Genomic DNA, 25,172 nt, shown 5'->3' with positions numbered 1-25,172 from the left:
TGTCGAGCCAATTCCTGCCGAACAGGCCACTGTCCGTCGCGCGTGCCGACTTACCGCCGGCCGCGATCAGGATCGTCGCGAATGTCGGCGCGGGGCGGCTGAACGACGCTTGCCGGATCGATCATGACCCACTGTGGTTTGCGATTGAGCCGCGCATTGAACAGCTTGTTGAAGCTCACAGGATCGTGCGAAGCTTCGTTCAGCGCCCGTCCGTAGCGCTTTTCGACGGCGCCCGGATCATAACCCATCAGTTCCAGCAGGGTCGGGAAAATCATATAGTGGCTCGACCGGTTACGGTTATGCGCGACATCCCGGCGCCAATCCACGCCCGAACCCCGGTTGCCGTCGATCACCACCAGCGGAACGACGCCTTCTTCCTGGACGGGATCGACGCTGCAATGGGTGGAAAGTCCGGGATTGCCCCGCTCATGCAGATTCTGGCCATGGTCGGACGTGTAGATCATCGTCGTCTGCGAAAAATCGGCCTCGTCGCGAAGCGTTTCGAAGAACGCCCCGACATTCCACAGCAACGTATTGCGATAGGAATTGTGGTAGCGAACCCAATCCTCCATTCCACCGGCGAAGCCCGCGCGGCTGCCGGTATCGGAAATATTCCGGTATCGTCCGCGTGGCAGAACCGGATGATAGCGCAGGTAAGCCGCCGGAAACTTGTCGTGAACCGGAAAATGGGCACCGACCTTGTTCACGAGAATGAATTTCGGACGATGATCGGCAGGTTCCCGGATGAGTTCGCTCGCCGCCGCCCGGTCGCGCTGTTCCACGGGCACATTGTCGAATTGCACGAAGTGGTCGATCAGCGCGCGCTCTTCATCGCTCATCATGTTTTGCAGCGCGCCGCCGGTTCGCTGGCTGTCGATATAGACGGTGCGCAGCCCGGCCTTGCGGGCATAGGCCCAGATCGACGGCTGCGTGCCGTTGATCCGCTGATAGTCATTGCGCGTGCCGCCGTAGCGAAGGGTGACATTGCTGCCGACGCTGCAATTGGTGACCGACGCGGCGAGACCATAGTTGTAAATGCGGGCGGATGGCCAAGTGCCTGAGAGCGGCGTGGGCACGCCGGGCGGCGAATTGACGTCCAGATACTGGCCGGCGACGCTTTCATCGACGATGAGGATGATATTCCGGCTGAGCGGCCGGCGGGCCCACCGAAGGCGAACGGACTGGCGCTCGCCAATATTGCCCGTCGCCTTCTCATATCCGGCAAGCGTCAGATAGGCGATCGGCGCGAAGCTCGGCGGCTGTCCACGCGCACCGTCGCCGCCGCGAAGGAAAAGCAGTCCCGTCAGTGCGAACATCGCCAGCCAGGGCGTCGCGGCGACCAGCCATCGGGGGAGCGGAAGGTGCCGCCGCGGCGCCATTCCGATGGCCGCCAGCAGAAGCAGCGCGGGAAGCGCCGCCCCGACAAACGCGGTCTGATTCTGCGCCAGGGCATCGCCAATGAACGCCGCGGAGTGCAGCATGTTGATGAAGGCGTCGTAGGTCAGGAACTCGGTCGTCACGCGCTCGAACACGAGCATGTAATAGGCCGCCCCGGCCAGCAGGAACGCAGTGATCCAGCGTAGAATTGCCGGCGGAGTGTAGGCGGCCCCGAGGAGCCCACCCCACAATATGATGAGGAGAAACAGATAGCCCGCGTGCGGGACGGGTCCTACGAGATCGGCAGAGCGATTGACGATAGCGGGCAGCGCCGAAAGAAAACAAAGTGCCAGCAATACCTCTTTGACGTAAGCCCGCACATCAGAGTATCGCTTCATGTCGCCCCCGGAACATGCCCTATGCTATTCCCTTTCCCGCCAAGGGAATATTAAATCGACGTTATTGTCGGCAAGGTCCGCAGCGACGATACCGATTGGCGAGACGATCATCGTCGCGGCGAGGTGCCAGTTCACCTTGTTTTGGCAGCTTCTCCGCGGTCATTCTTTCCCGGCCGAAAGCGAGCGCGAGCCTCGACCAGGCGGCACGTCATCTGCTCGAGATCGTCGTGGTCGCTGGACAAAATGACTTCGCACCCGGTCGGCTTTCCGTTCGTTCCGTAGCGCACGAGAAACTCTGCGATCCGACGCGGTCCTACCCCGCCGGCAGCCTTAGGCGCACCAGCAACCCGCCCAGATCCTCGCTCTCCTCCAGCATGATATTGCCGCCGTAAATCTCCGCCACGTCGCGCACGATCGCGAGCCCCAGCCCCGTCCCCGGCTTGCCGCTGTCGAGCCGCACGCCGCGGTCGAAGATACGCGAGCGGTCGGCGGGCGAGATGCCCGCGCCGTCGTCCTCGACCAATATCTCGGCCATATTGTCGTCGCGGCCGATCGTCACGAAGATGCTGCCCCCGCCATATTTGGCGGCATTTTCGAGCAGGTTGCCGATAAGTTCGTCGAGATCCTGCCGCTCGACGCGCGCAATGACGCTCTTGTCGCCCGCGGCATCGAGCCGCACATCGGGATAGAGCGCGGCGACCGCGCGCGACACGCTGCCGACGCTGTCCCATACCACCGCGCGGGCCTGCGCCGCGCCGCGGCGGCCGACCGCACGCGCGCGTGCGAGGTGGTGGTCGACCTGCCGCTGCATCGTCGCCGCCTCGCGCCGCACCGTTTCGGCCAGTTCGCTGTCCGAGCTGGTTGCACTATTGACGAGCACAGTGAGCGGGGTCTTCAGCGCGTGCGCGAGATTTCCGGCGTGGAGCCGGGCTTCCTCGGCCTGTTTCTCATTATGCGCGAGCAGCGCGTTGAGTTCGTCAACCATCGGCTGCACTTCGAGCGGCAGCGGCGCGGTGACGCGGCGGTTCTGCCCCCCGCGCATCGCCGCGATCGCGCGCCGGATGTGGCGCAGCGGCCACAGGCCATAGAAGGTCTGGAGCGCCGCGAGGATGATGAGACCGAGCCCGAGCAGCACGAGGCTGGGGATCAATGTCTGCCGCACCGCGCTGACCTGCGCATCGAGCGCCTCGCGCGACTGCGCGATCTGGTACCGCCAATTGGTCCGGCTCCCCGGCAGGATGACATTGCGTTCGAGCACGCGCAATTCCTCGTCGGGGAACTGGTTGCTGTCGTATGTGTGGATCTGGTTGTCGACATGGGGTGTCGGCGCCTTCAACGTGCGCTCCCACAGCGAACGCGAGCGGTAGGGTTCCTGATTGCCCCCGCTGATCTGCCAATAGAGGCCGCTGTACGGTTCGAGGAAGCGCTGGTCGCCGAGCGGCTCGATCAGCCGCACCTCGCCATCGGGGCCGATCTCCGACGAGCGGATCATCGCGATCAGCACATATTCGAGGCCCGAGTCGAAATTGCGCGTGATCGCGCTCTTCAGCACCTGATCGAGCGCGAAACCGCCGCCGATCAGCAGCACCGAAATCCAGAGCGCCGCGATCGCGATCATGCGCCGCGCCAGCGAGCCGGTGATGCGGCCCGACGTGGCTAGGGGCTTGATTGCCGCGTCCGGGTCGGTTTCGACCTCCGGGGCGACGTCGGCCGTCGACATGGTTTATTGCGGATCGTCGAGTTGATAGCCGAGCCCGCGGATCGTCGTGATGATGTCGGCGCCCAATTTTTTTCGGATGCGCGTGACGAACACTTCGATCGTATTCGAATCGCGGTCGAAATCCTGATCGTAGATATGCTCGATCAGCTCGGTACGCGACACGACCTTGCCCTTGTGGTGGAGCAGGTAGGACAGCAGCTTATATTCCTGCGCGGTCAGCTTCACCGGCTCGCCGGCGAGCGTGACGCGGCCCGAGCGCGTGTCGAGACGGACGTCGCCCGCGATCAGTTCGCTCGACGCATTGCCCGACGCGCGGCGGATCAGCGCGCGCAGGCGAGCGATCAGCTCCTCGGTCTGGAAGGGCTTGGCCAGATAGTCGTCGGCGCCGGCGTCGAGCCCCGCGACCTTGTCCGACCAGCTGTCGCGCGCGGTCAGCACGAGCACCGGGAAATTGCGCTTTTCGCGGCGCCAGCGGTCGAGCACGGTCAGCCCGTCGATTTCGGGAAGCCCGAGATCGAGGATCGCCGCGTCATAGGTTTCGGTCGAGCCGAGGAAATGCCCGTCCTCGCCATCGGTCGCGAGGTCCACGGCATAGCCAGCCCCCTCGAGCGTCGCCTTGAGCTGCGGGCCCAGCGTGGGTTCGTCCTCGACAATCAAAATCCGCATTCAGGCGCCTTTCCTTTGCGAAACCGAACCGGACGGCCCGCATGTTTCGACTGTGTATCAAGTCCGAACGTCCATCGCAAAATCTCGTTGCGACGAAACGGGCGGTCTTTTTGGGGTCCAGACCCACTATTTGTCAGGGCTTGCGGCCGACGATCCGGCCCGTGCGGGCATCGACATAGACAACGACCACCTGGCTGCCGTCCATGAATTTGAGCTTGTAGATCATCCGTCCCGCATCGAACTGCGGTCCGCCAAGATAGGTCATGTCGTTGTAGGGCGGGCGCGAACGGATATCCGCGACCAGCTTGTTCAGCGGAACCACCTGCCCCTGCGCCGCGGCCTGGCGCAGATTGTCCTGATCACGGTCGCCGCGCGCGAGCGCGGGGGCGCCTGCCGACAGCAGCAGGGCGGAGATCAGCGAAAGGGTCAGGGTGCGGGTCATGGCCGTTTCTCTAACGCGAAAGCATTGAATAGGCGATGAATGGGCGGGTCAGCCACGGTTCGGGTTTCCACCATGGCGCGAAGGGCCATGGTGGGCGCGACAGGGATTGAACCTGTGACCCCACCCGTGTGAAGGGTGTGCTCTACCGCTGAGCTACGCGCCCGTCCCGGTGCGAACCGAAGTCCGGCGTCCGAAAGCCGGACGTCCATAGCCGCTGGCGCGGTGAATGCAACGCCCATTTGCCCGAAAATTCGCCCACCGACCGACTGGTAATGCAAATCGGGCCGCAGCTTGCGCCGCGGCCCGAGATGTTTTTACCAAAAGGCGCGGGCCAACTTAGTTGACGGCGTCCTTGAGGGCCTTGCCGGCCTTGAACTTCGGCTGGTTCGACGCCGCGATGGTCATCGTTTCGCCGGTGCGCGGGTTGCGACCGGTCGATGCCTTGCGCTTGCTGACCGCGAAAGTGCCGAAGCCGACGAGACGGACTTCGCCGCCCTTCTTCAGCGAGCCGGTGATCGCGTCGAAGACAGCTTCCACGGCCTTGCTGGCATCACCCTTGGTCAGGCCGCTCGAATCGGCGACGGCGGCGATCAGGTCTTGTTTGTTCATGCCTAAGGAACCCCTGCATTATGGTTGAATGATTCTCATGGCCCGAAGCCATGGCGCGCCACTAACGATGTTTGCCCCTGTCTTGTCAAAGCAAAAAAGGGCGAAAAACGTTCCAAAACGTCGATTTTGCGACGAATTTGGGGTGAAACGCCCCCGAGCGGCGGCGCCTCAGTGCCGAATCGCCGATTCGGGGTCGCTTCCCGGCGGCACCGGCGGCGACGCGGCAAGCTCGTCGGCCTCGGTCCATTCGATCGGCACGACCGGCGACACGAGCGCTTCGGCCAGCACCTGATCGACATGGTTGACCGGGATGATCTTGAGCCCGCTCGTGATATTCGCCGGGATTTCAACGAGGTCCTTTTCATTTTCCTCGGGTATCAGCACCGTCTTGATGCCGCCGCGCAGCGCCGCGAGCAGCTTTTCCTTGAGCCCGCCGATCGCGAGCACGCGCCCGCGCAGCGTGACTTCGCCCGTCATCGCGACGTCGCGGCGCACCGCGATCCCGGTCAGCGTCGAAATCATCGCGGTGACCATGCCGACGCCCGCCGACGGGCCGTCCTTCGGCACCGCGCCTTCGGGCAGGTGAATGTGGATATCCTTGCGCGCGAACAGGCTCGGCTTGATGCCATAGGCCGGCGCGCGCGCCTTCACGAACGACAGCGCCGCCTGCACCGACTCGGTCATCACTTCGCCAAGCTTGCCGGTGGTACGCACCTGTCCCTTGCCCGACGCGGTGACCGCTTCGATCGTCAGCAATTCGCCGCCGACCTCGGTCCATGCCAGCCCGGTGACGGCGCCGACCTGATCCTCCAGATCGCCCATGCCGTGGCGGAACTTGCGCACGCCGGCGAATTCGGAAAGATTGTCCGGCGTAACGGTGACGCTTTCCGCCTTGCCTTCGAGAATGCGGCGCAGCGCCTTGCGCGCCAGCCGCGCGATCTCGCGTTCGAGCGTGCGGACGCCGGCTTCGCGGGTGTAATAGCGGATGAGGTCGCGCAGCCCCTCTTCGGTCAGCTCGAACTCGCCGGCCTTCAGCCCGTGCGCCTCGACCTGCTTGGCGATCAGGTGCAGCTTGGCGATCTCGACCTTTTCGTCCTCGGTATAACCTTCGAGCCGGATGATCTCCATGCGGTCGAGCAAAGGCTGCGGCAGGTTGAGCGAATTGGCGGTGGTCACGAACATTACGTCGCTGAGGTCGACGTCGACCTCCAGATAATGGTCCTGAAACTTGCCATTCTGTTCGGGGTCGAGCACCTCGAGCAGCGCCGAGGCCGGATCGCCGCGAAAATCCTGACCGAGCTTGTCGATCTCGTCGAGCAGGAACAGCGGGTTCATCGTGCCGGCCTTTTTGAGGTTGGTCACGATCTTGCCCGGCAGCGAGCCGATATAGGTGCGGCGGTGGCCGCGGATTTCGGCCTCGTCGCGCACGCCGCCCAGCGACTGGCGCACGAATTCGCGGCCCGTCGCCTTCGCGATCGAACGGCCGAGCGAGGTCTTGCCGACGCCCGGAGGGCCGACGAGGCACAGGATCGGCCCCTTCAGCTTGTTGGTGCGCGCCTGCACGGCGAGATATTCGACGATCCGGTCCTTGACCTTTTCGAGCGCATAATGGTCGTCGTCGAGGACGGCCTGCGCCTTGGCGATATCCTTCTTGAGCTTCGACTTCTTGCCCCACGGCAGGCCGATCAGCGTGTCGAGATAGTTGCGGACGACCGTCGCTTCGGCGGACATCGGCGCCATCGCGCGCAGCTTCTTGAGCTCCGCCTGCGCCTTCGCCTTCGCCTCCTTCGACATTTTGAGGCTGTCGATCTTGAGCTGCAACTCGGCCAGGTCGTCGCCACCCTCGCCATTGTCGTTGCCGAGCTCGCGCTGGATCGCCTTCAACTGCTCGTTGAGATAATATTCGCGCTGGCTCTTTTCCATCTGGCGCTTCACGCGGCCGCGGATCTTCTTTTCGACCTGCAGCACGCCAAGCTCGCCCTCCATGAAGGCGAAGACCATTTCGAGCCGCTTCGACGGCGCATCCTCGACGAGCAAGGCCTGCTTGTCGGAGACCTTGATGTTGAGGTTGCCCGCAACCGAGTCGGCGAGGCGCGAGGCGTCTTCGATCTGCGACAGCTGCACCGCGGTTTCGGCGGGCATCTTTTTGTTGAGCTTGGCGTAATTTTCGAACTGGTCGACGACCGAACGCATCAGCGCGGCAGTATCGACGCTGTCGTCGACCGTGTCGCCGATCGGCTTGACGCTCGCCATCACCGCCTTGTCTTCGTCGGCGAGCGACAGCAGCTTCGCGCGCTCCTTGCCTTCGACGAGCACGCGAACGGTGCCGTCGGGCAGCTTGAGCAGCTGGAGCACGGTCGCGATCACGCCGACATCGTACAGGTCGTCGCGCTGCGGATCGTCTTCGCCCGGATCGAGCTGCGCGACGAGGAAGATTTCCTTGTCGCTTTCCATCGCGGCCTCGAGCGCGGCGACCGAGCGGTCGCGGCCGACGAACAAAGGTACGATCATGTGCGGGAAAACGACGATGTCACGCAGCGGAAGAAGGGGATAAGATTGCGTCATTACGGCTCCTGGGCGGGCCCCGCGACCGGGCGCACCGCCCTTTCTTATAGGTGGTTCGTCGCTAATATGGCGTAACTTCGCACGCATTCAATGTAGGAGTGCTGAACAGGAAGAATAACGTCGCCCCCGCGAAGGCGGGGGCCGCTATCGGCCTGATACTGCGCCGCAACGTAAAGCGACGGCGGCCGCTCCCAGAGGCACGTGACTCTGGTCGCCCTTCGCGGGGGCGACGGATAATCAGAACGGCAGCTTGAAACCCGGGGGGAGCGGCAGGCCGCTCGTCATCTTGCCCATTTCCTCATTGCTCGCGGCATCGGCTTTTTCGCGCGCGTCGTTGAACGCGGCGGCGAGCAAATCCTCGAGCATCTGTTTGTCCGAAGGAACGATGAGGCTGTCGTCGATGTGGATCGCCTTGATGCGGCCCTTCGCGGTCGCGGTGATCTTCACCAGACCGCCGCCCGACACGCCTTCGACCTCGACGCTGTCGAGCTTCGCCTGCGCCTCCTGCATCTGCGCCTGCACGGTGGCGGCGGCTTCCTGCGCCGCCTTCATCATTTCTTCGATCGATTTCATAGGTTCGACCTATGGCGATTGTCGTCGTCTTCGACAAGCCTCGCCTCGGGAAAAGCGGTCAGGGCGGCCTTTACGACAGGCAATTCGCGGATTCGCGCATCATTATCGTCGAGCTTCGCCTGCCGCACCTGCCCAAGACTCGGCCGCGCGTCACCCTCGCCCGGCCGCACCTGCCAGCGGCTGCCGGTGTGGCTCAGCAGCGCCTCGCCAAGCCGCCGCGCGAAATCGCCGTCGAGCGCGGGAACCGGTGCGTAGACGAGTAGGCCGGGCTCGAGCTCGACAAGCTTGAGATCGTCATAAACTTGACGCGCAAGCTGATGATTGCCCGAGCTTTCGAGGAGTTGGTGAATTTGCGCGATCGTCAGCGCCGAAGCCGGCATTTCGGCCGCGGGCGCTTCTGCGGGCGATGCCACGGAAGTATCGCTTTGCGCCGAAGGCGCCGCGGGCGCGACCATCGGCGTCGCCGGCACACCGCCCTTTTCGAGCAGCTTCGCAAGCTCGCCCGGATCGGGCATCGACGCGGCGTAGATCACGCGCAGCAGCAGCATTTCGAGATGTTCGAGCGGATTGTTCGCGCGCAGCACCTCTTCATGCCCCTTGAGCAAGAGCTGCCAGAGGCGATTGAGCGGCGCGAAACCGAGCTTTTGCGCCCAGTCGCCGATGCGTTCGCGGTCCGATGCAGCAAGCGCGGGGTCGTCGTGGCGCGAGACCTTTGCCAGCGTGATCGCATGCGTCAGGTCCATCAACCCGCGCACCATCGCGACAGGCTCGATCCCAAGCGCATATTGCGACCGCGCCAAGTCGATCGCGCCACCCGCGTCGCCGCCCAAGATCGTCGCCATCAACTGCGCGATCGACGTGCGATCGGAGAGGCCGAGCATCACGCGAACCTGATCGGCACTGATCTTTCCCCCGCCGTCGAGATCGGCGTGCGCGATCGCCTGGTCGAGGATCGACAGGCCGTCGCGCACCGATCCCTCGGCGGCGTTGGCGATCAGCCAGATCGCCGGCGCCTCGGCCTCGACGCCTTCCTTCTGCAGGATCGCGCTGAAATGCGCGAAGAGCATGTCGGGGGTGATGCGGCGAAGGTCGAATCGCTGGCAGCGCGACAGCACCGTCACCGGCACCTTGTTCACTTCGGTCGTCGCGAACAGGAATTTGACGTGCGGCGGCGGCTCTTCCAATGTTTTCAGCAATGCGTTGAACGCGTTGCGCGACAACATATGCACTTCGTCGATGATGTAGATCTTGTAGCGCGCCGACACCGCGGCATAGCGCACGGCCTCGATAATCTCGCGCACATCGTCGACGCCGGTGTTCGACGCGGCGTCCATTTCGATCACGTCGATATGGCGGCCTTCGGTGATCGCGCGGCACGGCTCGCACACGCCGCATGGGTCGATCGTCGGCCCGCCCTGCCCGTCGGGACCGATGCAGTTCAAGGCTTTGGCGATCAGGCGCGCGGTCGACGTCTTGCCGACCCCGCGCACGCCGGTCATCAAAAAGGCGTGCGCCAGCCGGTCGCGCGCGATCGCATTGCCGAGCGTGCGCACCATCGCGTCCTGACCGATCAGTTCGGCGAAGGTCTGCGGGCGATATTTGCGGGCAAGGACGCGGTAGGGACCCGATGACGCCTGCGGCACCGTCTCGGGCAGATCCATTCCCAGCATCGGGGTATCGTCGTCGGCGGAATCGTCCATGGCCCCGTCTTAGGGGGACGCTGCGGTCTTGTCGAAGGGGGAAATGGGTGGAAGCCGGAACGACCCGCGGCGAATTCGTTGCGGCTGCTTCCTTCCGGACCTGACCGGGTTGGCGAAGACCACGTCCGCCCGACTTCCGCTGCGCATATGGCGAGGAGCGCGGGGAAATGCAAGCGGTGGCCCCAACCCTCCACTTCGTCATTCCGGCGAAGGCCGGAATCTCGACCTCGCGCCCTGACGCCTCGGCGAGATCCCGGCCTTCGCCGGGATGACGAAAACGGGCTAGCGCGGTCCCTGCATATTGCGGCTTTCGGCCGGGATATGGACGGTCAGCCCGTCGAGATCGTCGGTCAGCACGATCTGACACGACAGGCGGCTGGTGCGGCGCACCCCGGCGGCGAGGTCGAGCATATCTTCCTCCATCTCGCTCGCGGGCGGCAGGCGGTCGAAATCCTCTTTCGCCACAATGACGTGGCAGGTCGAGCAGGCCATTTGGCCCTCACACGTGCCTTCGAGCGGCATCAAATGCGCCTGCGCGACGTCGAGCAATATGTCGCCGGCCTGCGCCTCGGCCTCGGTGCGCGCCTTGCCGTCGGCGTGGATGAAGGTGACGCGCATCAGTTCACGCCCTGCAATCGCGCGGCGTCCTTGATCGCATTCAGACCCTCGCGCAGTTCCCGCTCGCTCGTATAGCGCCCCCAGCCAAGCCGGATCGACGCGCGCGCGTCGGCTTCGCCGATCCCCATCGCGCGCAGCACATGGCTGACCTTGCCCGAACCGCTACCGCAGGCGCTGCCGAGCGAAAAAGCAACGTCGCGCGCGTCGGACATCAGGCGGAGGCCGTTCACGCCGTCGCGCCGGACGTTGAGATTGCCGTGGTAGCGCGGGTTTTCGGCGCCATTCAGCGTCCATTCGGGGAGCATATCGCGCGCGAGCGACCAGAGCCGCTCGACATGCGCGGCGTCCTTGTCGAAGCGTTCGGCGGCGAGCGCGGCGGCGGCGCCGAAGCCGGCGCAGAGCGCGGGCGAAACGGTGCCCGAACGCATCCCCTGCTCCTGCGCGCCGCCGAACATCAGCGGCGGCAGGTCGACGCCGTCCCGGACCCACAGCGCGCCGATGCCCTTGGGTCCGTGGATCTTGTGCGCCGATATCGCGATCAGATCGGGGCCGTCGGGAATGGCGACGCGGCCGTAGCCCTGCACCGCATCGCAGAGCAGCAGGCTGTTCTTCGCATGCGCCGCCGCGGCGAAATCCGCGACGGGCTGGATCGTGCCGACCTCGTTGTTGACGAGCATCGCCGCGACGACGCCGCCTTCCGGGATCAGTGCGTCATCGGGCGGCAGGGCCAGCCCTTCGCCGTCGGCCGGGAGGATCGTCGCATTCAGCCTTTCGAGGCATTGCAGCGAGGCTGCATGTTCGATGCTCAGCCCCGCGACGCCGCCCGGCATGACCTCCGCGCCGCGCAGCAGCGCCCAGTTGAGCGCCTCGGTCGCGCCCGAGGTAAAGAAGACGCGCCCGCCCTTCGGTAGCAGCGCCGCGACCTGGTCGCGCGCGACCTCGACCGCTGCTGCGGCGGCGCGGCCGGCCTTGTGCGTGCTCGAGGGATTCGCAAAACTATCGCCCTCACCAGCCCCCTCGAGCCAGCGCAGCATCGCCTCGCGCGCCTCGGGAGCGAGCGGCGTAGTGGCTTGATAGTCGAGGTAAATCATCCGGCGCGAAAGTCCTTATTGCGAAAGATTCGCAAAAGTTGCATGTTGAGACCTATTTTCTATATAGGCGCCAATCTCGCTCCGCCACCCCGCCCCTCGGCGAATCACTGGCAAGCCCAAGACATATAGAAGGTGCGCCCATGCCCGACGTCATTTTCCCCGGCCCCGAGGGCCGCATCGAAGGCCGTTTCTCCCCCCCGCCGCGTCCACGCGCGCCGGTCGCGCTGATCCTGCACCCGCACCCGCAGGGCGGCGGGACGATGAACGACCGCATCACCCAGGCGATGTACAAGAGCTTCGTCGCGCGCGGTTTCGCGGTGCTGCGCTTCAACTTCCGCGGCGTCGGCCGCAGCCAGGGCACGTTCGACAACGGGATCGGCGAACTCTCCGATGCCGCCTCGGCGCTCGACTGGGTCCAGTCGATCCATCCCGAAGCGCAGACCACCTGGATCGCAGGCTTCAGCTTCGGCGCGTGGATCGGCATGCAGCTCTTGATGCGCCGCCCCGAAATCCGCGGCTTCCTGTCGGTCGCGCCGCCGGCGAACATGTACGACTTCAGCTTCCTCGCCCCCTGCCCCTCGTCGGGCATCATCGTCGCGGGCGGGCAGGACGAGATCGTGCCGCCGAGCGCGGTGCAGAAGCTGGTCGACAAGCTGCGAACGCAAAAGGGCATCACGATCCATCACGACGAAATCCCGCGCGCGAATCATTTCTTCGAGCATGAGCTCGACCAGCTGATGAAGTCGCTCGATAACTATCTGGATATGCGCCTCGCGCCCGATTCGCCGATCCGCTGACGAAATGATCCTCCCTGTGCCGCAGGCATGGGGAGGTGGCAGCGGCGTAGCCGCTGACGGAGGGGCCAATGGCGCAACGTCGCTGCCCCTCCACCACCGCTTCGCGGCGGTCCCCCTCCCCACCGCTTCGCGGCAGGGAGGATCTTTTATTATTTCACCGGCACCAGCCAGATCGCGACATTCGCGAACATCACCAGCGCGGCGACCAGCATCAGCCGCGCGCGGCGACGATCGCCCTTGCGGAAGACGATGACGGCACCGCCGGTAAGCAGCACCCCGGTCAACATCAGGATGGACATGATCGTGTCGGACATGGGGCGGCTTTATCGGCGCCGTCACAAATTTGCCACCTCGCTTATGGCCAATTCGCGCGGCTTGGCCTAAAGGCCGCTCATCGATTCCCTTAGACCCCTCGGGAGCCGCATCATGCGCATCGCCATCGCCTCCGACCACGCCGCTTACGAGCTGAAAGCCGCGCTTGCCGATTGGCTGCGCGAACAGGGGCATGAGGTCGAGGATCTCGGCACCAACGGCCCCGAAAGCGTCGACTATCCCGACTATGGCTATCGCCTCGGCGCCGCGATCGCTGAGGGGCGCGCCGACCGCGGCGTCGCGCTATGCGGTTCGGGCATCGGCATTTCGATTTCGGTCAACCGCAACCCCGCCGCGCGCTGCGCACTCGTGTCCGAGCCGCTGTCGGCGAAACTCGCGCGCGAGCATAATGACGCCAACGTCGTCGCGATGGGCGCGCGCCTGACCGGCATCGACATGGCCAAGGCGTGCCTCGACGCCTTCCTGACCACCGAATTCGCCGGCGACCGCCACGCGCGCCGCGTGGACAAGCTTTCCAATCCTCCCGTCAATTTGGCCCAACTGGAGACCAGCCGATGACCACCGAAACGCTCGACAAGCCCATCAAATCGGCCGGCTATTTCACCGACGGCGTCGGCACAGTCGACCCCGCGGTCGCGGCGGCGATGAAGCATGAACTCGAACGCGAACAATATCAGATCGAGCTGATCGCGTCGGAGAATATCGTTTCGAAGGCGGTGCTCGAAGCGCAGGGCAGCGTGTTCACCAACAAATATGCCGAAGGCTATCCGGGCCGCCGCTATTATCAGGGCTGCGCCCCGTCGGACGAGGTCGAACAGCTCGCGATCGACCGCGCGAAACAGCTCTTCGACTGCGGCTTCGCCAACGTCCAGCCGCATTCGGGCGCACAGGCTAACGGCGCCGTGATGCTCGCGCTGACCAAGCCGGGTGCAACGATCCTCGGCATGAGCCTCGACGCCGGCGGCCACCTGACCCACGGCGCGGCGCCCGCCATGTCGGGCAAATGGTTCAACGCGGTGCAATATGGCGTGCGCGCCGACGATCATCTCGTCGATTTCGACCAGGTCGAGGCGTTGGCGAAGGAACATCGCCCGTCGCTGATCATCGCGGGCGGCTCGGCCTATCCGCGCACGCTCGATTTCGCGCGCTTCCGCGCCATCGCCGACGATGTCGGCGCGCTGCTGATGGTCGATATGGCGCATTTCGCCGGCCTCGTCGCCGGCGGCGCGCATCCCTCGCCGATGGAGCATGCGCATGTCGTCACCACGACGACGCACAAGACGCTGCGCGGCCCGCGCGGCGGCATGATCCTGACCAATGACGAAGCGATCGCCAAGCGCATCAACTCGGCGGTCTTCCCCGGGCTGCAGGGCGGCCCGCTGATGCACGTCATCGCCGCGAAAGCCGTGGCCTTCGGTGAAGCGTTGCGCCCCGAGTTCAAAACCTATGCGAAGGCGACCATCGCCAATGCCCAGGCGCTTGCGGGCCGGCTGAAGGCGCGCGGCGCCGATGTCGTCGCGGGCGGCACCGACACGCACCTCGCGCTGATCGACCTCCGCCCGCTCGGCATCACCGGCCGCGACGCCGACGAGGCGCTCGAGCGCAGCGCGATCACCTGCAACAAGAATGGCGTGCCCTTCGACCCGCTGCCGCCGGTCAAGACCAGTGGCATCCGCGTCGGATCGCCCGCGGGCACGACGCGCGGCTTCGGCATCGCCGAGTTTGAAGAGATCGGCGATATGGTCGCCGACGTGCTCGAAGCGTTGCGCGACAAGGGCGAGCATGGCGACGCCGACGTCGAAGCCAATGTCCGCGGCCGCGTCCGCGCGCTGTGCGAGCGCTTCCCCATCTATCAGGGATAAGACGATGGCGCGGCAGCACCCCGAGGAACCGACGCTGGTCGAGTTGACGATCGAAGAGATCAAGGCGATGGGCAAGCAGGGAATGGATCATCCCTCGACGCGTCCGGTACTCGTCGGGGCCGGGATCGGTACGGTTCTGGGTGCGGCGCTGCCGGTGGTGAGCTGGCCGGTCGGCCTGTTCGTCGGGGCGGCTGTTGTGCTGCTCAACCGGGTGAAACGCTAGGCCTATGCGCTGCCCCTATTGCGGACATGAAGACAGCCAGGTGAAGGACAGCCGTCCGACCGAGGACGGCGCGGCGATCCGCCGTCGCCGCCAGTGCGAGGATTGCGGCGCGCGCTTCACGACCTTCGAGCGCATCCAGCTCCGCGAAGTCGCGGTGCTCAAGACGGGCGGGACGCGCGAACCCTTCGACCGCGAGAAATTGATGCGCAGCGTTCAGATCGCGTGCCGCAAGCGCCCGATCGACGGCGCGCGCATCGAACGGCTGGTGTCGGGCATCCAGCGCCAGCTCGAAACCTCGGGCGAAAGCGAAGTGCAGGCACAGCAGATCGGCGCAATGGTGATGGAGGCGCTCAAGGGCTTCGACAATGTCGCCTATATCCGCTTCGCCAGCGTCTATCGCGATTTCACCGAAGCCAAGGATTTCGAGGAATTCGCCTCGACGATCACCGAGGCTGCGCGGCCGATCAAATGACCGCGGCCGCCCCGCCCCCCGTCATCGTCCTCGTCCGTCCGCAGCTTGGTGAGAATATCGGCAAGGCGGCGCGCGCGATGCTCAATTTCGGGCTGACCGAACTGCGCCTCGTCGCCCCGCGCGACGGCTGGCCCAATCCCGATGCCGGCCCGGCGGCGTCGGGCGCCGATGCCGTGCTGGCCGAAGCGCTGGTTTTCGATACGCTCGCCGACGCGGTCGCCGATTGCACGACCATCTATGCCACCACGGTGCGCAAGCGCGGCGTCACCAAACCGGTGCTGACGCCGGAAGCGGCCGCCCGCGAGGTCCATGCCAGCGCGGGACGCTCGGCCTATGTTTTCGGGCCCGAACGCTCGGGACTCGAAACCGACGACGTCACCCTCGCGCACAAGATCGTCACCGTGCCGATCAACCCCGAATTCGCGTCGCTCAACCTCGCGCAAGCGGTGATCCTGCTCGCCTATGAATGGTCGAAAGGCGTCGCGCTGGCGAGCCCGCCCGAAGTGCCGCTCGATCCCCCGGCGGAGCATGGCGTACTTGAGGAATTCATCCAGCATCTGGAGCGCGATCTCGACAAGAGCGGTTATTTCTTCCCGCCCGAACGACGCGAAATGACGCTGCGGACCTTGAGGAACGCGCTAACCAAGACGGGCTGGTCTTATAATGACATCCGCATGATGCACGGCATCGTTACGGCGCTTGGCCGCCCAAAAGAAAAGAGCTAAGCCCGCAGAATCATATAATATAGGATCGATGCCTCCATGATGACGCTCATTCTTTCGCTCGCACTCGCCGTGGCCGGCGCGCCGGATCAGGCTGCCAGCGACCAGACCGCCTCGGTTCAGACGGCCAAACCTGCCAAACCGAAGAAAATCTGCAAGTCGACGAAGATGACCGGCAGTTCGATCGGTCGCCGCGTCTGCAAGACCCAGGAGCAATGGGCCGCGCAAGCCCGCGACGGCACACAATCTCTCGATCTGGTCGACCAGGGCTACAAGGCCAATACCGGTAACGGCGCGGTCAATTAATACCGGTCTCGGTCCTGCAACATCGCATTTGGTCCGACAGGTTCGCGAGGTGCAGGAAGAACGGGCCAGGTATCCCATGCGGCTGAACGAAGCTGGCGACCAATCGCCCGGACGCAGTAGAGCCGCCTCTTTACACGGAGCGAACAGTTTATGATTTCCGCGATGCTTTCCCTTGCCTTGGCGGCAAGCGCCGCCAATAGCGCAGAGGCCCCGGCAAAAGCAGCAAAACCCAAAAAGGTCTGCGAAAAAATCGAGGTCACCGGCAGCACTGTACCCAAACGCGTGTGCCGCACGGTCGTCGAAACCGCGAAGCCGAAAGACGAGACGGCCCCGGCACCCGCCGAAGCCCCGGCAGGCGGTTCAACCAACTAACCGGTCTCAGCGATCGGCGCGCGCGCGGTCCCATTCGACCGCCTCATAAGCGATCGACTGTTCGACCAGTTCGTTCCACACCGCGCGCAGCCGCTCGGGCTCCAGCCCGGCAGCTTCGGCTGCGCGCGCGACATTGCCCAGCACCTCGGCCTTGCGCGCTTCATCGCGGACGGCATTGCGGTCGGTCTTGATGCGCGCGGCGGCATCCATATAGCCGAAGCGGCGGACGAGCAGCGCAACGAGTTCGCGGTCGACCTGATCGACCCCGGCGCGGACCTCGATCATCGTTTCGCATTGTTCTGGAAGTTTGGCGGACGTCATGCGCGCTGCCTTTAGCGGCTTTTTCGCCGCTGTCGAGCGGCGGGCTTGCCGCTTGACTTTACCGACCTCTCCGTCTAACCGCGCGCCTTCGCAATGGACCCCGCACCCCGGTGAAGCGGCGGTCGCATATGGTGTCGAGCCTGTCGAGACATCCATATGGTGCGACCCGGGAACGAGCCGAAATCCTTCGGCACACAGCAAATTGGAGACGACAATGTCGAAGCGCCAGAGCGCCAAGTATAAACTCGACCGCCGGATGGGCGAAAATATCTGGGGTCGCCCGAAGAGCCCGGTCAACCGCCGCGAATATGGCCCCGGCCAGCACGGTCAGCGCCGCAAGGGCAAGATGTCGGACTTCGGCATCCAGCTTCGCGCGAAGCAGAAGCTCAAGGGCTATTACGGCGACATCACCGAAAAGCAGTTCAAGAAGAACTACTTTGAGGCTTCGCGCATGAAGGGCGACACCGGCCAGAACCTGATCGGCCTGCTCGAGCGCCGCCTCGACGCCGTCGTCTACCGCTCGAAGTTCACGCCGACGATCTTCTCGGCACGCCAGCTCGTCAGCCACGGCCACGTCTATGTGAACGGCGTGAAGTGCAACATCGCGAGCCGCCTCGTGAAGCCGGGCGACGAAGTCACCCTCGGCAAGAAGGCGCAGGAAATGGCGCTGGTCGCCGAAGCCCAGAGCCTGCCCGAACGCGACCTGCCCGAATATCTCGCCATCGACGGCACCAAGGCGACCTTCGTCCGCGTCCCGACGCTCGACGAAGTGCCCTATCCGGTGAAGATGGAACCGAACCTCGTCGTCGAATTCTATTCGCGCTGATCGGGTTTCCAGGAACCAATTCAGAAGGGCGGCCGATCTGGCCGCCCTTTTTTTTGCGCTGCGTCAGCGCGGCAGGAACTGCGTGATACGTCGCAACATCTCGGCGCGAACATCGCTGTCGCCGATGTCCTGGGCTACGCGCGGATATTCGATGAACTCGACTTTTTTTCCGGCCGTCGACAGCGCGCCGTGCATGGCGCGAACCTGGTCGATTGTGGAGTCATGAGCGAGCCCGCCGGCGACCATCAACACCGGAGCCTGAATCCGCTCCGCATTTTGTGCCGGAGATCCCTCGCGGAGATGGGGCCCCGAACCGAGGAGTTGCTGCATGACCAAATTATTGCTGAACTTGGTGCTGGCGTCTTTCAGCTTCTGAAGGTCGGTAATGGGCGCTATCGCCACGATCGACCGGAACAAGGATGGCGCCACGACGCCCGATTGCAGTGCGGCGTAGCCGCCATAGCCCCAGCCGACGATGGACAGCCTGCCTGGATCGGCGCCCTCTCCCACGATCCAGCGCCCCGCATCGCTGACGTCGCCAATGGCGGTGCGCCAGGATTGAAAACCTCCGTCGCGAAACCATTGCTCGCTATAGCCCGTCAGCCCCCGATAATCGGGCTGCACCACCGCATATCCGCGCTGGGCAAAATATTGCGCGAGCCAGTTGAACCCCCATTCGTCGCGATCGGCCAGTCCGCCATGCGGAATGACGATGGCGGGCAACCCCACCGCATCGGCACGGCCGGGCGGCAGCGTCAGATGAGCCGAGAGCATGGTCCCGTCAGCGGCTGGATAACGAACCGGCCGGACGGGCGATAACGCCAGGTCGGCCAGCGCAGGGCGGTCCTCGAGCAGTGGCCGCAATTGCTTCAATGTCGGCGTATAGCGATAGTAACGGCCCGGATCTGTGTCGGAGCCTGCCCACAACAGCCAGTGCGCCTCGCCGACCGATGCGTCGATGAAATATACGCTGCGTCCGCCCAAAGCCTTGGAAAGCGACTGGGCCATATCCGACAGACGAGGGTCGGTCAGTTTCATTTGCCGACGATCGGTAACATAGGTCGCACCGATGACGCGCTGGTCGCGACCGACCTGAACCAGTCCATCCACATCGGCCCGAGGGTGCCGGAACAATGTCTGTCCCTTGCCCGTTCCGTCGAGCTGAACTGCGACGACGGCATCGCGACCGTCAACCTTTGCCAAACCAATAGCCCGGTTGCTTTCGGCATCGACGGCAAAGGGGTCGAATCCATTGTGCCGGACAAGATCGAACGCCGACAGCGGTTGCCAGTCTCCACCTTTGTCGTCCCGAAAGAAATAGCGTATCCGGTCGGTCGGGTAGCCTGTCCTTCCGGCGGCCGTCAAAGCCCCCATGATCCTGATGTTGCCTTGGCCATCGGTGATATATTCGACCGCATCACGCTGGGGCCTTTCGGCAATTTTTATGAGGTCTCCGGACAGGTCCACCAAATCGACGCCCATCCCTTCCTCATCCTTCTTCAGGAGCGATGCCGAGTGGAGATTGGCCTCACGGACATTGCTGCGCATGATCAGAAGGCTATCAGGGGTTCCAGGCTGCCAGTCGATCACGCTCCCGCCCCGCCCGTCGAAGCCGATCGAATTGGCGCCGCGCCGTTTGCTCAATGTCTTGACGTTGCCGCCAGCGGAATCGACCGCGATCAATGTCGTGAAGCCGTAGACGAATTCGCCGATCTTCTCCCTCCCCGCGACCTGGCAGACGATGCGAGCGTCGGTGGCCCACCGGCACCATCTGAGCGTTTCGGGATCGCCGCTCGCTCGCAGGATACGCTGTGGCGCCGATCCATCTTCGATACGGACGACATAGAGGTCGTTGGCCAGACCCTTGTTCGGCGCCACGAATGCAATCTGCTGCCCGTCGGGCGACAGGCTCACTTGCGCGACCCCTTCCTGCGCCCCGAAGCGGCGCTCCAGATCATTCTCCTGCGCCTGCGCCGCCCCCGCGGCAATCCCCAAACCCAGCAAATATAGCCAGCGCCCCCGCATATCCATCCCCCTGTTATCCGGTCCCCTTTTGCTTCTCTAAAAGCCGACGTCCGCTTTTCCAAGCGCCGAAAGTGCCACAAGCGGCGCTTGCGCCCCCGGCACGGGGCTGGCACAAGCCCGCGGTCGAATACGAAAACCCGAGGAACTTCCATGCTTCGTTTCCCCCGATCGACCGCAGCCCTTGCGGTTCTCCTGACCGTTGCCGCGTGCAACGCGTCGGACAAGACGGCCACGTCGGCCGTCGCCATTCCCGATGTCGAAATCCCCGAATTGTCGCTCGCGACGCTTCAGGAGGTGACCAAGGAATTGTCGTCGGACGCTTATGAGGGCCGCGCGCCCGGCACCGCGGGCGAGGAAAAGACCGTCGCCTATATCATCAAGAAATATGAGGAAGCGGGGCTGAAGCCCGGGAACAACGGCAAGTGGACGCAGGACGTGCCGCTGGTCGAGATCACCGCGAAGAACGCAACCCCGCTGAGCTTCACCGGCGGCAAGACGCCGGTCACCGCGCAATATGCGAAGGACTATGTCGCATTCAGCTATCGCGTGCAGCCGAAGACCGCGGTCAAGGACAGCGACGTCGTCTTCGTCGGTTACGGCATCAACGCCCCCGAAAAGGGCTGGAACGACTATGCCGGGCTCGATGTGAAGGGGAAGACCGTCATCGTCCTCGTCAACGATCCCGACTGGCAGACCAAGGAAGCCAAGGGCGAATTCAACGGCCGCGCGATGACCTATTACGGCCGCTGGTCGTACAAATATGAGGAAGCCGCGCGGCAGGGCGCCGCGGCGGTGCTGATCGTCCACGACACCGAGCCCGCCGCCTATGGCTGGAACGTCGTCGAATCGAGCAATACGGGGACGCAATATCTGGCCGACAGCAAGAATGGCGGCGCCGACCAGACCGTCGCCAACGGCTGGATCCAGCTTCCCAAGGCGAAGGAACTGTTCGCGAGCGCCGGGCAGGATTTCGACGCGCTGCGCGAGGCCGCCAAGAAGAAGGGTTTCAAGCCCGTCGCGCTGACCGGCGTGAAGGCGAATTTCAGCTTCGACAACGCGATTTCGAAGAAGATGTCGCGCAACGTCATCGGCGTGCTGCCGGGCGCCAAGCGCGCGCAAGAATATGTTCTCTACACCGGCCACTGGGATCACCTCGGCCGCTGCACGCCGGTCGACGGCGACGACATCTGCAACGGCGCGGTCGACAATGCGAGCGGCATCGCGGGCCTCGTGACGCTGGCGCATGCCTTTCAGAAGGCGGGCGCGCCCGACCGCAGCATCGTCTTCCTCGCCGTCACCGCCGAGGAATCGGGCCTGCTCGGCTCGAAATATTATGCCGAAAACCCGATCTTCCCGCTCGCGCAGACGGTCGGCGGCGTTAACATGGACGCGCTCAACGCCAGCGGACCTGCCAAGGACATCGTCGTTGTCGGCGGCGGCAAGTCCGAACTCGACGCCTATGTCGAAAAGCTCGCCAAGATGGAGGGTCGTACGGTCAAGGCCGAGCCGACCCCCGAAAAGGGCTTTTATTACCGTTCGGATCACTTCAGCTTCGCCAAGCTCGGCGTGCCGATGTTCAACTTCGGCAGCGGCGACGAGTTGGTCGAGGGCGGGGTCGAGGCCGGCAAGAAGGCGGCCGAAGATTATGAGAAGAACCGCTATCACGCGCCGGGCGACGAATATGAGGCGATCACCAACTGGGACGGCATGATGTCGGACCTGCGCCTCTATTATGCCGCGGGCCGCATGCTCGCGATGACCGACGCGTGGCCGAACTGGGTCGAGGGCGACGAATTCCGCGCCGCCCGCGACAAGTCGCGCGCTGCTGCGAAATAGGGTAATCCCCTCATCCGTTGGTGCTGAGCTTGTCGAAGCACGGTCCTTCTTTTCGACGGTGCAGGAAAAGAACGGCCCTTCGACAGGCTCAGGGCGAACGGATTTCGAGATAGCTCTATACCGGAAAGCAACATGACCCTACGCATGCCTGCCGAATGGGCGCCGCACGATGCCGTGTGGATTGGCTTCCCGCACCTCGCAGAGGAATGGTCGGGGGCGATCGATGAAGGACGGCGCGACGTCGCCGCCTTCGCCAACGCCGTCCACGACGGCGGCCGCGGCGAAGAGGTGCGGCTCGTGGTCAACGATGCGCGGCAGGCGGACATCGCCGCCGCGCTCGTCGATCCGGGCGTGAAGATTCTCGTCCAGCCCTTGGGCGACATCTGGCTGCGCGATACTGGGCCGATCATCGCGGGAACGGGCACGGGACGCCGCGCGCGCAATTTCAAATTCAACTGGTGGGGCGAGAAGTTCGTCATGCCGGGCGACCAGGAAATCGGCGCCGCGCTGGCACGCGAAAGCGGGCTGCCGGTCGACGATCAGGACTGGGTGCTCGAAGGCGGCGGCATCGATGTCGATGGTAGCGGCCTTTGCGTCACCACCGAGGAATGCCTGCTCAATCTCAACCGCAATCCGTCGCTGACGCGCGAGGATATTGCGGTGCGGCTGCACCAGTCACTCGGCATCGAGCGGCTGTTGTGGCTCGGCAACGGCCTCGTCGGCGATCACACCGACGGCCATGTCGACAATCTCGCGCGCTTTGTCGGCGAAGGCCGGCTCGCGCTGCCGGTCGCGGCGGGCGAGGACGATCCCAATGCGCATATCTATGCCGATGCCCGCGCGCGCACCGCGGCGTTCGGCGGGGTCGAAATCGTCGACCTCCCATCGCCCGGCCGGGTCGAGATCGGCGGCGAAATCGCCGCGGCGAGCTATATGAACTTCTATATCGGCAACAGCGTCGTGATCGTCCCGATCTATGGCGTTCCTAACGATCAGACTGCGATCGACACCCTTGCCGCACTGTTCCCCGACCGCCGCGCGGTCGGCGTTCCTGCGCGCGGGATCATCGTCGGCGGCGGCAGCTTCCATTGCTCGAGCCAGCAGCTTCCTAGCTAGCATCGGGCGCGAAGCCCCCTATATTCCGCCCCGACTCCCGCACACCGGATAGGCCATGACCCGCACCATCACCGTCTCCGCGCTACAGCTTGCCCTGCCCGGCCCCGTCGAACCGAATATCGAGGCCGTCTCGGCGCTTGTCGAGGAAGCGGCGGCGAAAGGCGCGCAGGTCATCCTGCCCCCCGAGCTCTTCGAAGGCCCCTATTTCTGCCAGGTCGAGGAAGAGGAGCTGTTCGCGACCGCGCGCCGGACGACCGAGCATCCGAGTGTCGTGGCGATGCAGGCGCTGGCGGCGAAGCTGAAGGTCGCGATCCCGACGAGCTTCTTCGAGCGCGACGGGCCGCATTATTACAACACGCTCGCGATGATCGGCCCCGACGGCGCGATCATGGGGACCTATCGCAAAAGTCATATCCCCGACGGCCCGGGTTATGAGGAAAAATATTATTTCCGTCCCGGCAACACGGGCTTCAAGGTGTGGGACGTTTTCGGGACGCGCATCGGCGTCGGCGTCTGCTGGGACCAATGGTATCCCGAATGCGCGCGCGCGATGGCGCTGATGGGCGCCGAACTGCTTTTCTATCCGACCGCGATCGGGTCCGAACCCTATGACGCCGACCTCGACACCAGCCGCATGTGGCGCCGGGCGATGCACGGCCATGCGGTGTCGAACTGCATGCCGGTGGTCGCCGCGAACCGCATCGGGCCCGAGGGCGACGCGAATTTCTATGGCCACAGCTTCATAACCAACGAATGGGGCGACATGACGCAGGCCTTTGGCGCGAGCGAAACCGGGGTGCTCGTCGAGACGATCGACCTCGACCGCGCGGCGAAGCACCGTGCCGGCATGGGCTTCTTCCGCGACCGCCGGCCCCAGCTTTACGGGCGGCTCGTCGAGGACATCTGATCGCCAGCAAGGGGGCAAGCGATGGAATTACCCGCGGATATCTTCACCGAGCCCGAGGACGTCGATCCCGAAACGCTCGCCAACCTCGGCCCGCTGCGGCGGCTTGCCGGAATCTGGGAGGGCCAGCGCGGGGTCGATATCAACCCCAAGGCCGACGGCCCCGAAACGCGCGAATATTATGAGCGGATTGAGCTGCAGCCGATCGACCCGCAGGCGAACGGCCCGCAGCTCTTCTACGGGCTGCGCTATCATCTGCACGTCAACACGCGCGAAGAGGATATCGCCTTCCACGATCAGGTCGGTTACTGGCTCTACGAGGCGTCGACGGGCCTGATCCTCCAGACGCTCGCGATCCCGCGCGGGCAGATCGCAATCGCCGCGGGCCACGCTGCGCCCGATGCGAAACAACTCGTCGTCAAGGCGGAGCGCGGCCAAACCGAATATGGCATCTGCTCGACGAGCTTCCTCGAACTCGCCTTTCGCACCGATGCCTATCAACTGACGGTCGATTTTCACGACGACGGGTCGTGGAGCTATGTGTCCGACACGACCTTGATGGTGAAGGGAAAGGGCGAGCCCTTCCTCCATCGCGACCGCAACCGCCTGACAAAAATCGCCGAGCCCGACCTCAACCCCTGGGCGAAGATCGTCCGCGGCGCCGCCTGAGCATCAGCTTTCGAAGCGGCGGATGCTTTCCAGGTCGGCGCGGTCGAGCGGCTGCGTCAGCCACAGGCCGCCGCGCCCGGCCCGCGACCAACGCACAATCGCGCGGCGCTTGACGTCGCCGGCGAGTATGAGGTCGAATTCCTTGCCGACCTCGAAATGGCCGTCGTGGACGAAGCCCGCGCCGTTCTGCGACAGGTCGACCAGTTCGATGGGCGTCGCCGCGCCCTCATCGGTCACCGCCTGCGCTTTCGTATGCACCGGCAGGCGCGGCTGACGATAGCCGGTGGCGCGCTGCTCGGCCGCCAATTGCTTGAGCACGTCGGCGACGTCGACTTCCTTGTCGAAGGAGACGCCGCAGCGTCCTGCGTCGGACCAGACGACCTCGCCGCGGATCGTAACGGTATCGGAAAGCGCGATCTCGAGCTTTTCGCCGACCGCGATGGGGACATCGGCCGCGAGCATCATGCCGCGGTCGGAAATGTTGCGGACCCGCCACAAGCCCGCGTCGCCGTTGCGCATCACCTTGGCGATCCGCCAGACCGTGCGATAGCGATCGCCTTCGCGGCGATCGGTGCTGGCGGCGATATCCCGCTCCTCTGCCGGATCCGAGAAGCGATGTTGGTTCATGC

27 protein-coding genes, 1 tRNA gene and 1 other RNA gene are annotated in these 25,172 nt (G+C 64.5%); 13 read left to right on the top strand and 16 right to left on the bottom strand.

Annotated elements, in window-relative coordinates; genetic code table 11:
* Positions 1 to 50 precede the first annotated feature (50 nt).
* The 12 genes from FG95_RS18955 to FG95_RS18905 form a co-directional block, all read right to left on the bottom strand.
* Positions 51 to 1,733: a sulfatase-like hydrolase/transferase gene (locus tag FG95_RS18955; RefSeq protein ID WP_200880228.1), complete on the bottom strand. Its 1,683-nt coding sequence runs from the start codon at positions 1,731 to 1,733 to the stop codon at positions 51 to 53.
* 355 nt (positions 1,734 to 2,088) lie between these two features.
* The gene (locus tag FG95_RS18950) at positions 2,089 to 3,393 is read right to left on the bottom strand and encodes a sensor histidine kinase (RefSeq protein WP_037557980.1); all 1,305 of its coding nucleotides are present in this window, start codon (positions 3,391 to 3,393) and stop codon (positions 2,089 to 2,091) included.
* 105 nt (positions 3,394 to 3,498) lie between these two features.
* On the bottom strand, positions 3,499 to 4,161 hold the full coding sequence (locus FG95_RS18945) for a response regulator transcription factor (protein WP_037557905.1): 663 nt from the start codon (positions 4,159 to 4,161) through the stop codon (positions 3,499 to 3,501).
* Positions 4,162 to 4,294: 133 nt separating this feature from the next.
* A complete protein-coding gene (locus FG95_RS18940; RefSeq protein ID WP_037557903.1) occupies positions 4,295 to 4,603 on the bottom strand; it encodes a PepSY domain-containing protein in 309 nt (102 codons plus the stop codon).
* An 88-nt stretch (positions 4,604 to 4,691) separates the two neighbouring features.
* Positions 4,692 to 4,766 (bottom strand) — tRNA-Val (locus FG95_RS18935).
* 173 nt (positions 4,767 to 4,939) lie between these two features.
* Positions 4,940 to 5,212 carry an HU family DNA-binding protein gene (locus FG95_RS18930; RefSeq protein WP_037510426.1) on the bottom strand — a complete coding sequence of 91 codons (273 nt, stop codon included), beginning with the start codon at positions 5,210 to 5,212 and terminating at the stop codon, positions 4,940 to 4,942.
* Between the two features lie 168 nt (positions 5,213 to 5,380).
* On the bottom strand, positions 5,381 to 7,777 hold the full coding sequence (gene lon / locus FG95_RS18925; protein WP_037557901.1) for an endopeptidase La: 2,397 nt from the start codon (positions 7,775 to 7,777) through the stop codon (positions 5,381 to 5,383).
* Positions 7,778 to 8,014: 237 nt separating this feature from the next.
* Positions 8,015 to 8,350 carry a YbaB/EbfC family nucleoid-associated protein gene (locus FG95_RS18920; protein ID WP_037557899.1) on the bottom strand — a complete coding sequence of 112 codons (336 nt, stop codon included), beginning with the start codon at positions 8,348 to 8,350 and terminating at the stop codon, positions 8,015 to 8,017.
* Positions 8,347 to 10,050, bottom strand: a complete 1,704-nt coding sequence (locus FG95_RS18915) for a DNA polymerase III subunit gamma/tau (protein ID WP_081933264.1) — start codon at positions 10,048 to 10,050, stop codon at positions 8,347 to 8,349. The genes FG95_RS18920 and FG95_RS18915 overlap by 4 nt, the downstream gene beginning before the upstream one ends.
* Positions 10,051 to 10,093: 43 nt before the next feature.
* An RNA gene (gene ffs, locus FG95_RS20385) (signal recognition particle sRNA small type) lies at positions 10,094 to 10,191 on the bottom strand.
* A gap of 141 nt (positions 10,192 to 10,332) precedes the next feature.
* Positions 10,333 to 10,668 carry a 2Fe-2S iron-sulfur cluster-binding protein gene (locus FG95_RS18910; protein WP_037557897.1) on the bottom strand — a complete coding sequence of 112 codons (336 nt, stop codon included), beginning with the start codon at positions 10,666 to 10,668 and terminating at the stop codon, positions 10,333 to 10,335.
* Complete coding sequence (locus tag FG95_RS18905; RefSeq protein WP_037557895.1) at positions 10,668 to 11,759, bottom strand: cysteine desulfurase family protein; 1,092 nt, start codon at positions 11,757 to 11,759, stop codon at positions 10,668 to 10,670. The genes FG95_RS18910 and FG95_RS18905 overlap by 1 nt, the downstream gene beginning before the upstream one ends.
* Before the next feature lie 140 nt (positions 11,760 to 11,899).
* Between FG95_RS18905 and FG95_RS18900 the strand changes: the two genes are divergently transcribed.
* Positions 11,900 to 12,556, top strand: coding sequence for an alpha/beta hydrolase (locus tag FG95_RS18900; RefSeq protein WP_037510410.1), 657 nt, complete (start codon positions 11,900 to 11,902; stop codon positions 12,554 to 12,556).
* A 149-nt stretch (positions 12,557 to 12,705) separates the two neighbouring features.
* On the opposite strand, the gene FG95_RS20975 is transcribed toward FG95_RS18900, so the two are convergent.
* Positions 12,706 to 12,870 carry a hypothetical protein gene (locus FG95_RS20975; RefSeq protein ID WP_200880227.1) on the bottom strand — a complete coding sequence of 55 codons (165 nt, stop codon included), beginning with the start codon at positions 12,868 to 12,870 and terminating at the stop codon, positions 12,706 to 12,708.
* A 112-nt stretch (positions 12,871 to 12,982) separates the two neighbouring features.
* Here FG95_RS20975 and rpiB point away from each other — a divergent pair, with 112 nt between their 5' ends.
* The 7 genes from rpiB (at position 12,983) to FG95_RS20660 (ending at position 16,846) form a co-directional block, all read left to right on the top strand.
* A complete protein-coding gene (gene rpiB, locus FG95_RS18895; RefSeq protein ID WP_037557894.1) occupies positions 12,983 to 13,447 on the top strand; it encodes a ribose 5-phosphate isomerase B in 465 nt (154 codons plus the stop codon).
* Positions 13,444 to 14,751, top strand: a complete 1,308-nt coding sequence (glyA, locus tag FG95_RS18890) for a serine hydroxymethyltransferase (RefSeq protein WP_037557893.1) — start codon at positions 13,444 to 13,446, stop codon at positions 14,749 to 14,751. Before rpiB ends, glyA begins: the two co-directional genes overlap by 4 nt.
* 4 nt (positions 14,752 to 14,755) lie before the next feature.
* On the top strand, positions 14,756 to 14,974 hold the full coding sequence (locus FG95_RS18885; protein ID WP_037557891.1) for a hypothetical protein: 219 nt from the start codon (positions 14,756 to 14,758) through the stop codon (positions 14,972 to 14,974).
* A gap of 4 nt (positions 14,975 to 14,978) precedes the next feature.
* Positions 14,979 to 15,446, top strand: coding sequence for a transcriptional regulator NrdR (gene nrdR, locus FG95_RS18880; RefSeq protein ID WP_037557889.1), 468 nt, complete (start codon positions 14,979 to 14,981; stop codon positions 15,444 to 15,446).
* The gene (locus tag FG95_RS18875; RefSeq protein ID WP_037557886.1) at positions 15,443 to 16,171 is read left to right on the top strand and encodes an RNA methyltransferase; all 729 of its coding nucleotides are present in this window, start codon (positions 15,443 to 15,445) and stop codon (positions 16,169 to 16,171) included. The genes nrdR and FG95_RS18875 overlap by 4 nt, the downstream gene beginning before the upstream one ends.
* A gap of 36 nt (positions 16,172 to 16,207) precedes the next feature.
* The gene (locus tag FG95_RS18870) at positions 16,208 to 16,474 is read left to right on the top strand and encodes a hypothetical protein (protein ID WP_037557884.1); all 267 of its coding nucleotides are present in this window, start codon (positions 16,208 to 16,210) and stop codon (positions 16,472 to 16,474) included.
* Positions 16,475 to 16,624: 150 nt separating this feature from the next.
* Positions 16,625 to 16,846, top strand: a complete 222-nt coding sequence (locus FG95_RS20660) for a hypothetical protein (RefSeq protein ID WP_152567713.1) — start codon at positions 16,625 to 16,627, stop codon at positions 16,844 to 16,846.
* 6 nt (positions 16,847 to 16,852) lie between these two features.
* Here the strand turns inward: FG95_RS20660 and FG95_RS18865 are convergent, their stop codons facing one another.
* Positions 16,853 to 17,167, bottom strand: a complete 315-nt coding sequence (locus tag FG95_RS18865; RefSeq protein ID WP_037557881.1) for a chorismate mutase — start codon at positions 17,165 to 17,167, stop codon at positions 16,853 to 16,855.
* A gap of 214 nt (positions 17,168 to 17,381) precedes the next feature.
* Here FG95_RS18865 and rpsD point away from each other — a divergent pair, with 214 nt between their 5' ends.
* Positions 17,382 to 17,993 (top strand): 30S ribosomal protein S4, encoded by a 612-nt coding sequence (gene rpsD, locus FG95_RS18860; RefSeq protein WP_037557879.1) that lies wholly within the window; start codon positions 17,382 to 17,384, stop codon positions 17,991 to 17,993.
* A gap of 63 nt (positions 17,994 to 18,056) precedes the next feature.
* On the opposite strand, the gene FG95_RS18855 is transcribed toward rpsD, so the two are convergent.
* On the bottom strand, positions 18,057 to 20,018 hold the full coding sequence (locus tag FG95_RS18855; protein ID WP_037557976.1) for a S9 family peptidase: 1,962 nt from the start codon (positions 20,016 to 20,018) through the stop codon (positions 18,057 to 18,059).
* A 150-nt stretch (positions 20,019 to 20,168) separates the two neighbouring features.
* On the opposite strand from FG95_RS18855, the gene FG95_RS18850 reads away from it, so the two are divergent.
* The 4 genes from FG95_RS18850 (at position 20,169) to FG95_RS18835 (ending at position 24,543) form a co-directional block, all read left to right on the top strand.
* A complete protein-coding gene (locus FG95_RS18850) occupies positions 20,169 to 21,854 on the top strand; it encodes a M28 family metallopeptidase (RefSeq protein ID WP_037557877.1) in 1,686 nt (561 codons plus the stop codon).
* Between the two features lie 132 nt (positions 21,855 to 21,986).
* The gene (locus tag FG95_RS18845; protein ID WP_037557874.1) at positions 21,987 to 22,970 is read left to right on the top strand and encodes an agmatine deiminase family protein; all 984 of its coding nucleotides are present in this window, start codon (positions 21,987 to 21,989) and stop codon (positions 22,968 to 22,970) included.
* Positions 22,971 to 23,025: 55 nt separating this feature from the next.
* A complete protein-coding gene (gene aguB, locus FG95_RS18840; protein ID WP_037557873.1) occupies positions 23,026 to 23,877 on the top strand; it encodes an N-carbamoylputrescine amidase in 852 nt (283 codons plus the stop codon).
* 21 nt (positions 23,878 to 23,898) lie between these two features.
* The gene (locus FG95_RS18835; protein WP_037557870.1) at positions 23,899 to 24,543 is read left to right on the top strand and encodes an FABP family protein; all 645 of its coding nucleotides are present in this window, start codon (positions 23,899 to 23,901) and stop codon (positions 24,541 to 24,543) included.
* 3 nt (positions 24,544 to 24,546) lie between these two features.
* On the opposite strand, the gene FG95_RS18830 is transcribed toward FG95_RS18835, so the two are convergent.
* The gene (locus FG95_RS18830; RefSeq protein WP_037557974.1) at positions 24,547 to 25,170 is read right to left on the bottom strand and encodes a PilZ domain-containing protein; all 624 of its coding nucleotides are present in this window, start codon (positions 25,168 to 25,170) and stop codon (positions 24,547 to 24,549) included.
* Positions 25,171 to 25,172 lie beyond the last annotated feature (2 nt).

This window comes from Sphingopyxis sp. LC363 (genome assembly GCF_000756385.1).
In the GTDB taxonomy this organism is placed as follows: Bacteria; Pseudomonadota; Alphaproteobacteria; order Sphingomonadales; family Sphingomonadaceae; genus Sphingopyxis.
Note: the sequence above shows the minus strand (reverse complement) of the source record. Positions and strands in the feature narration are given on the sequence as shown.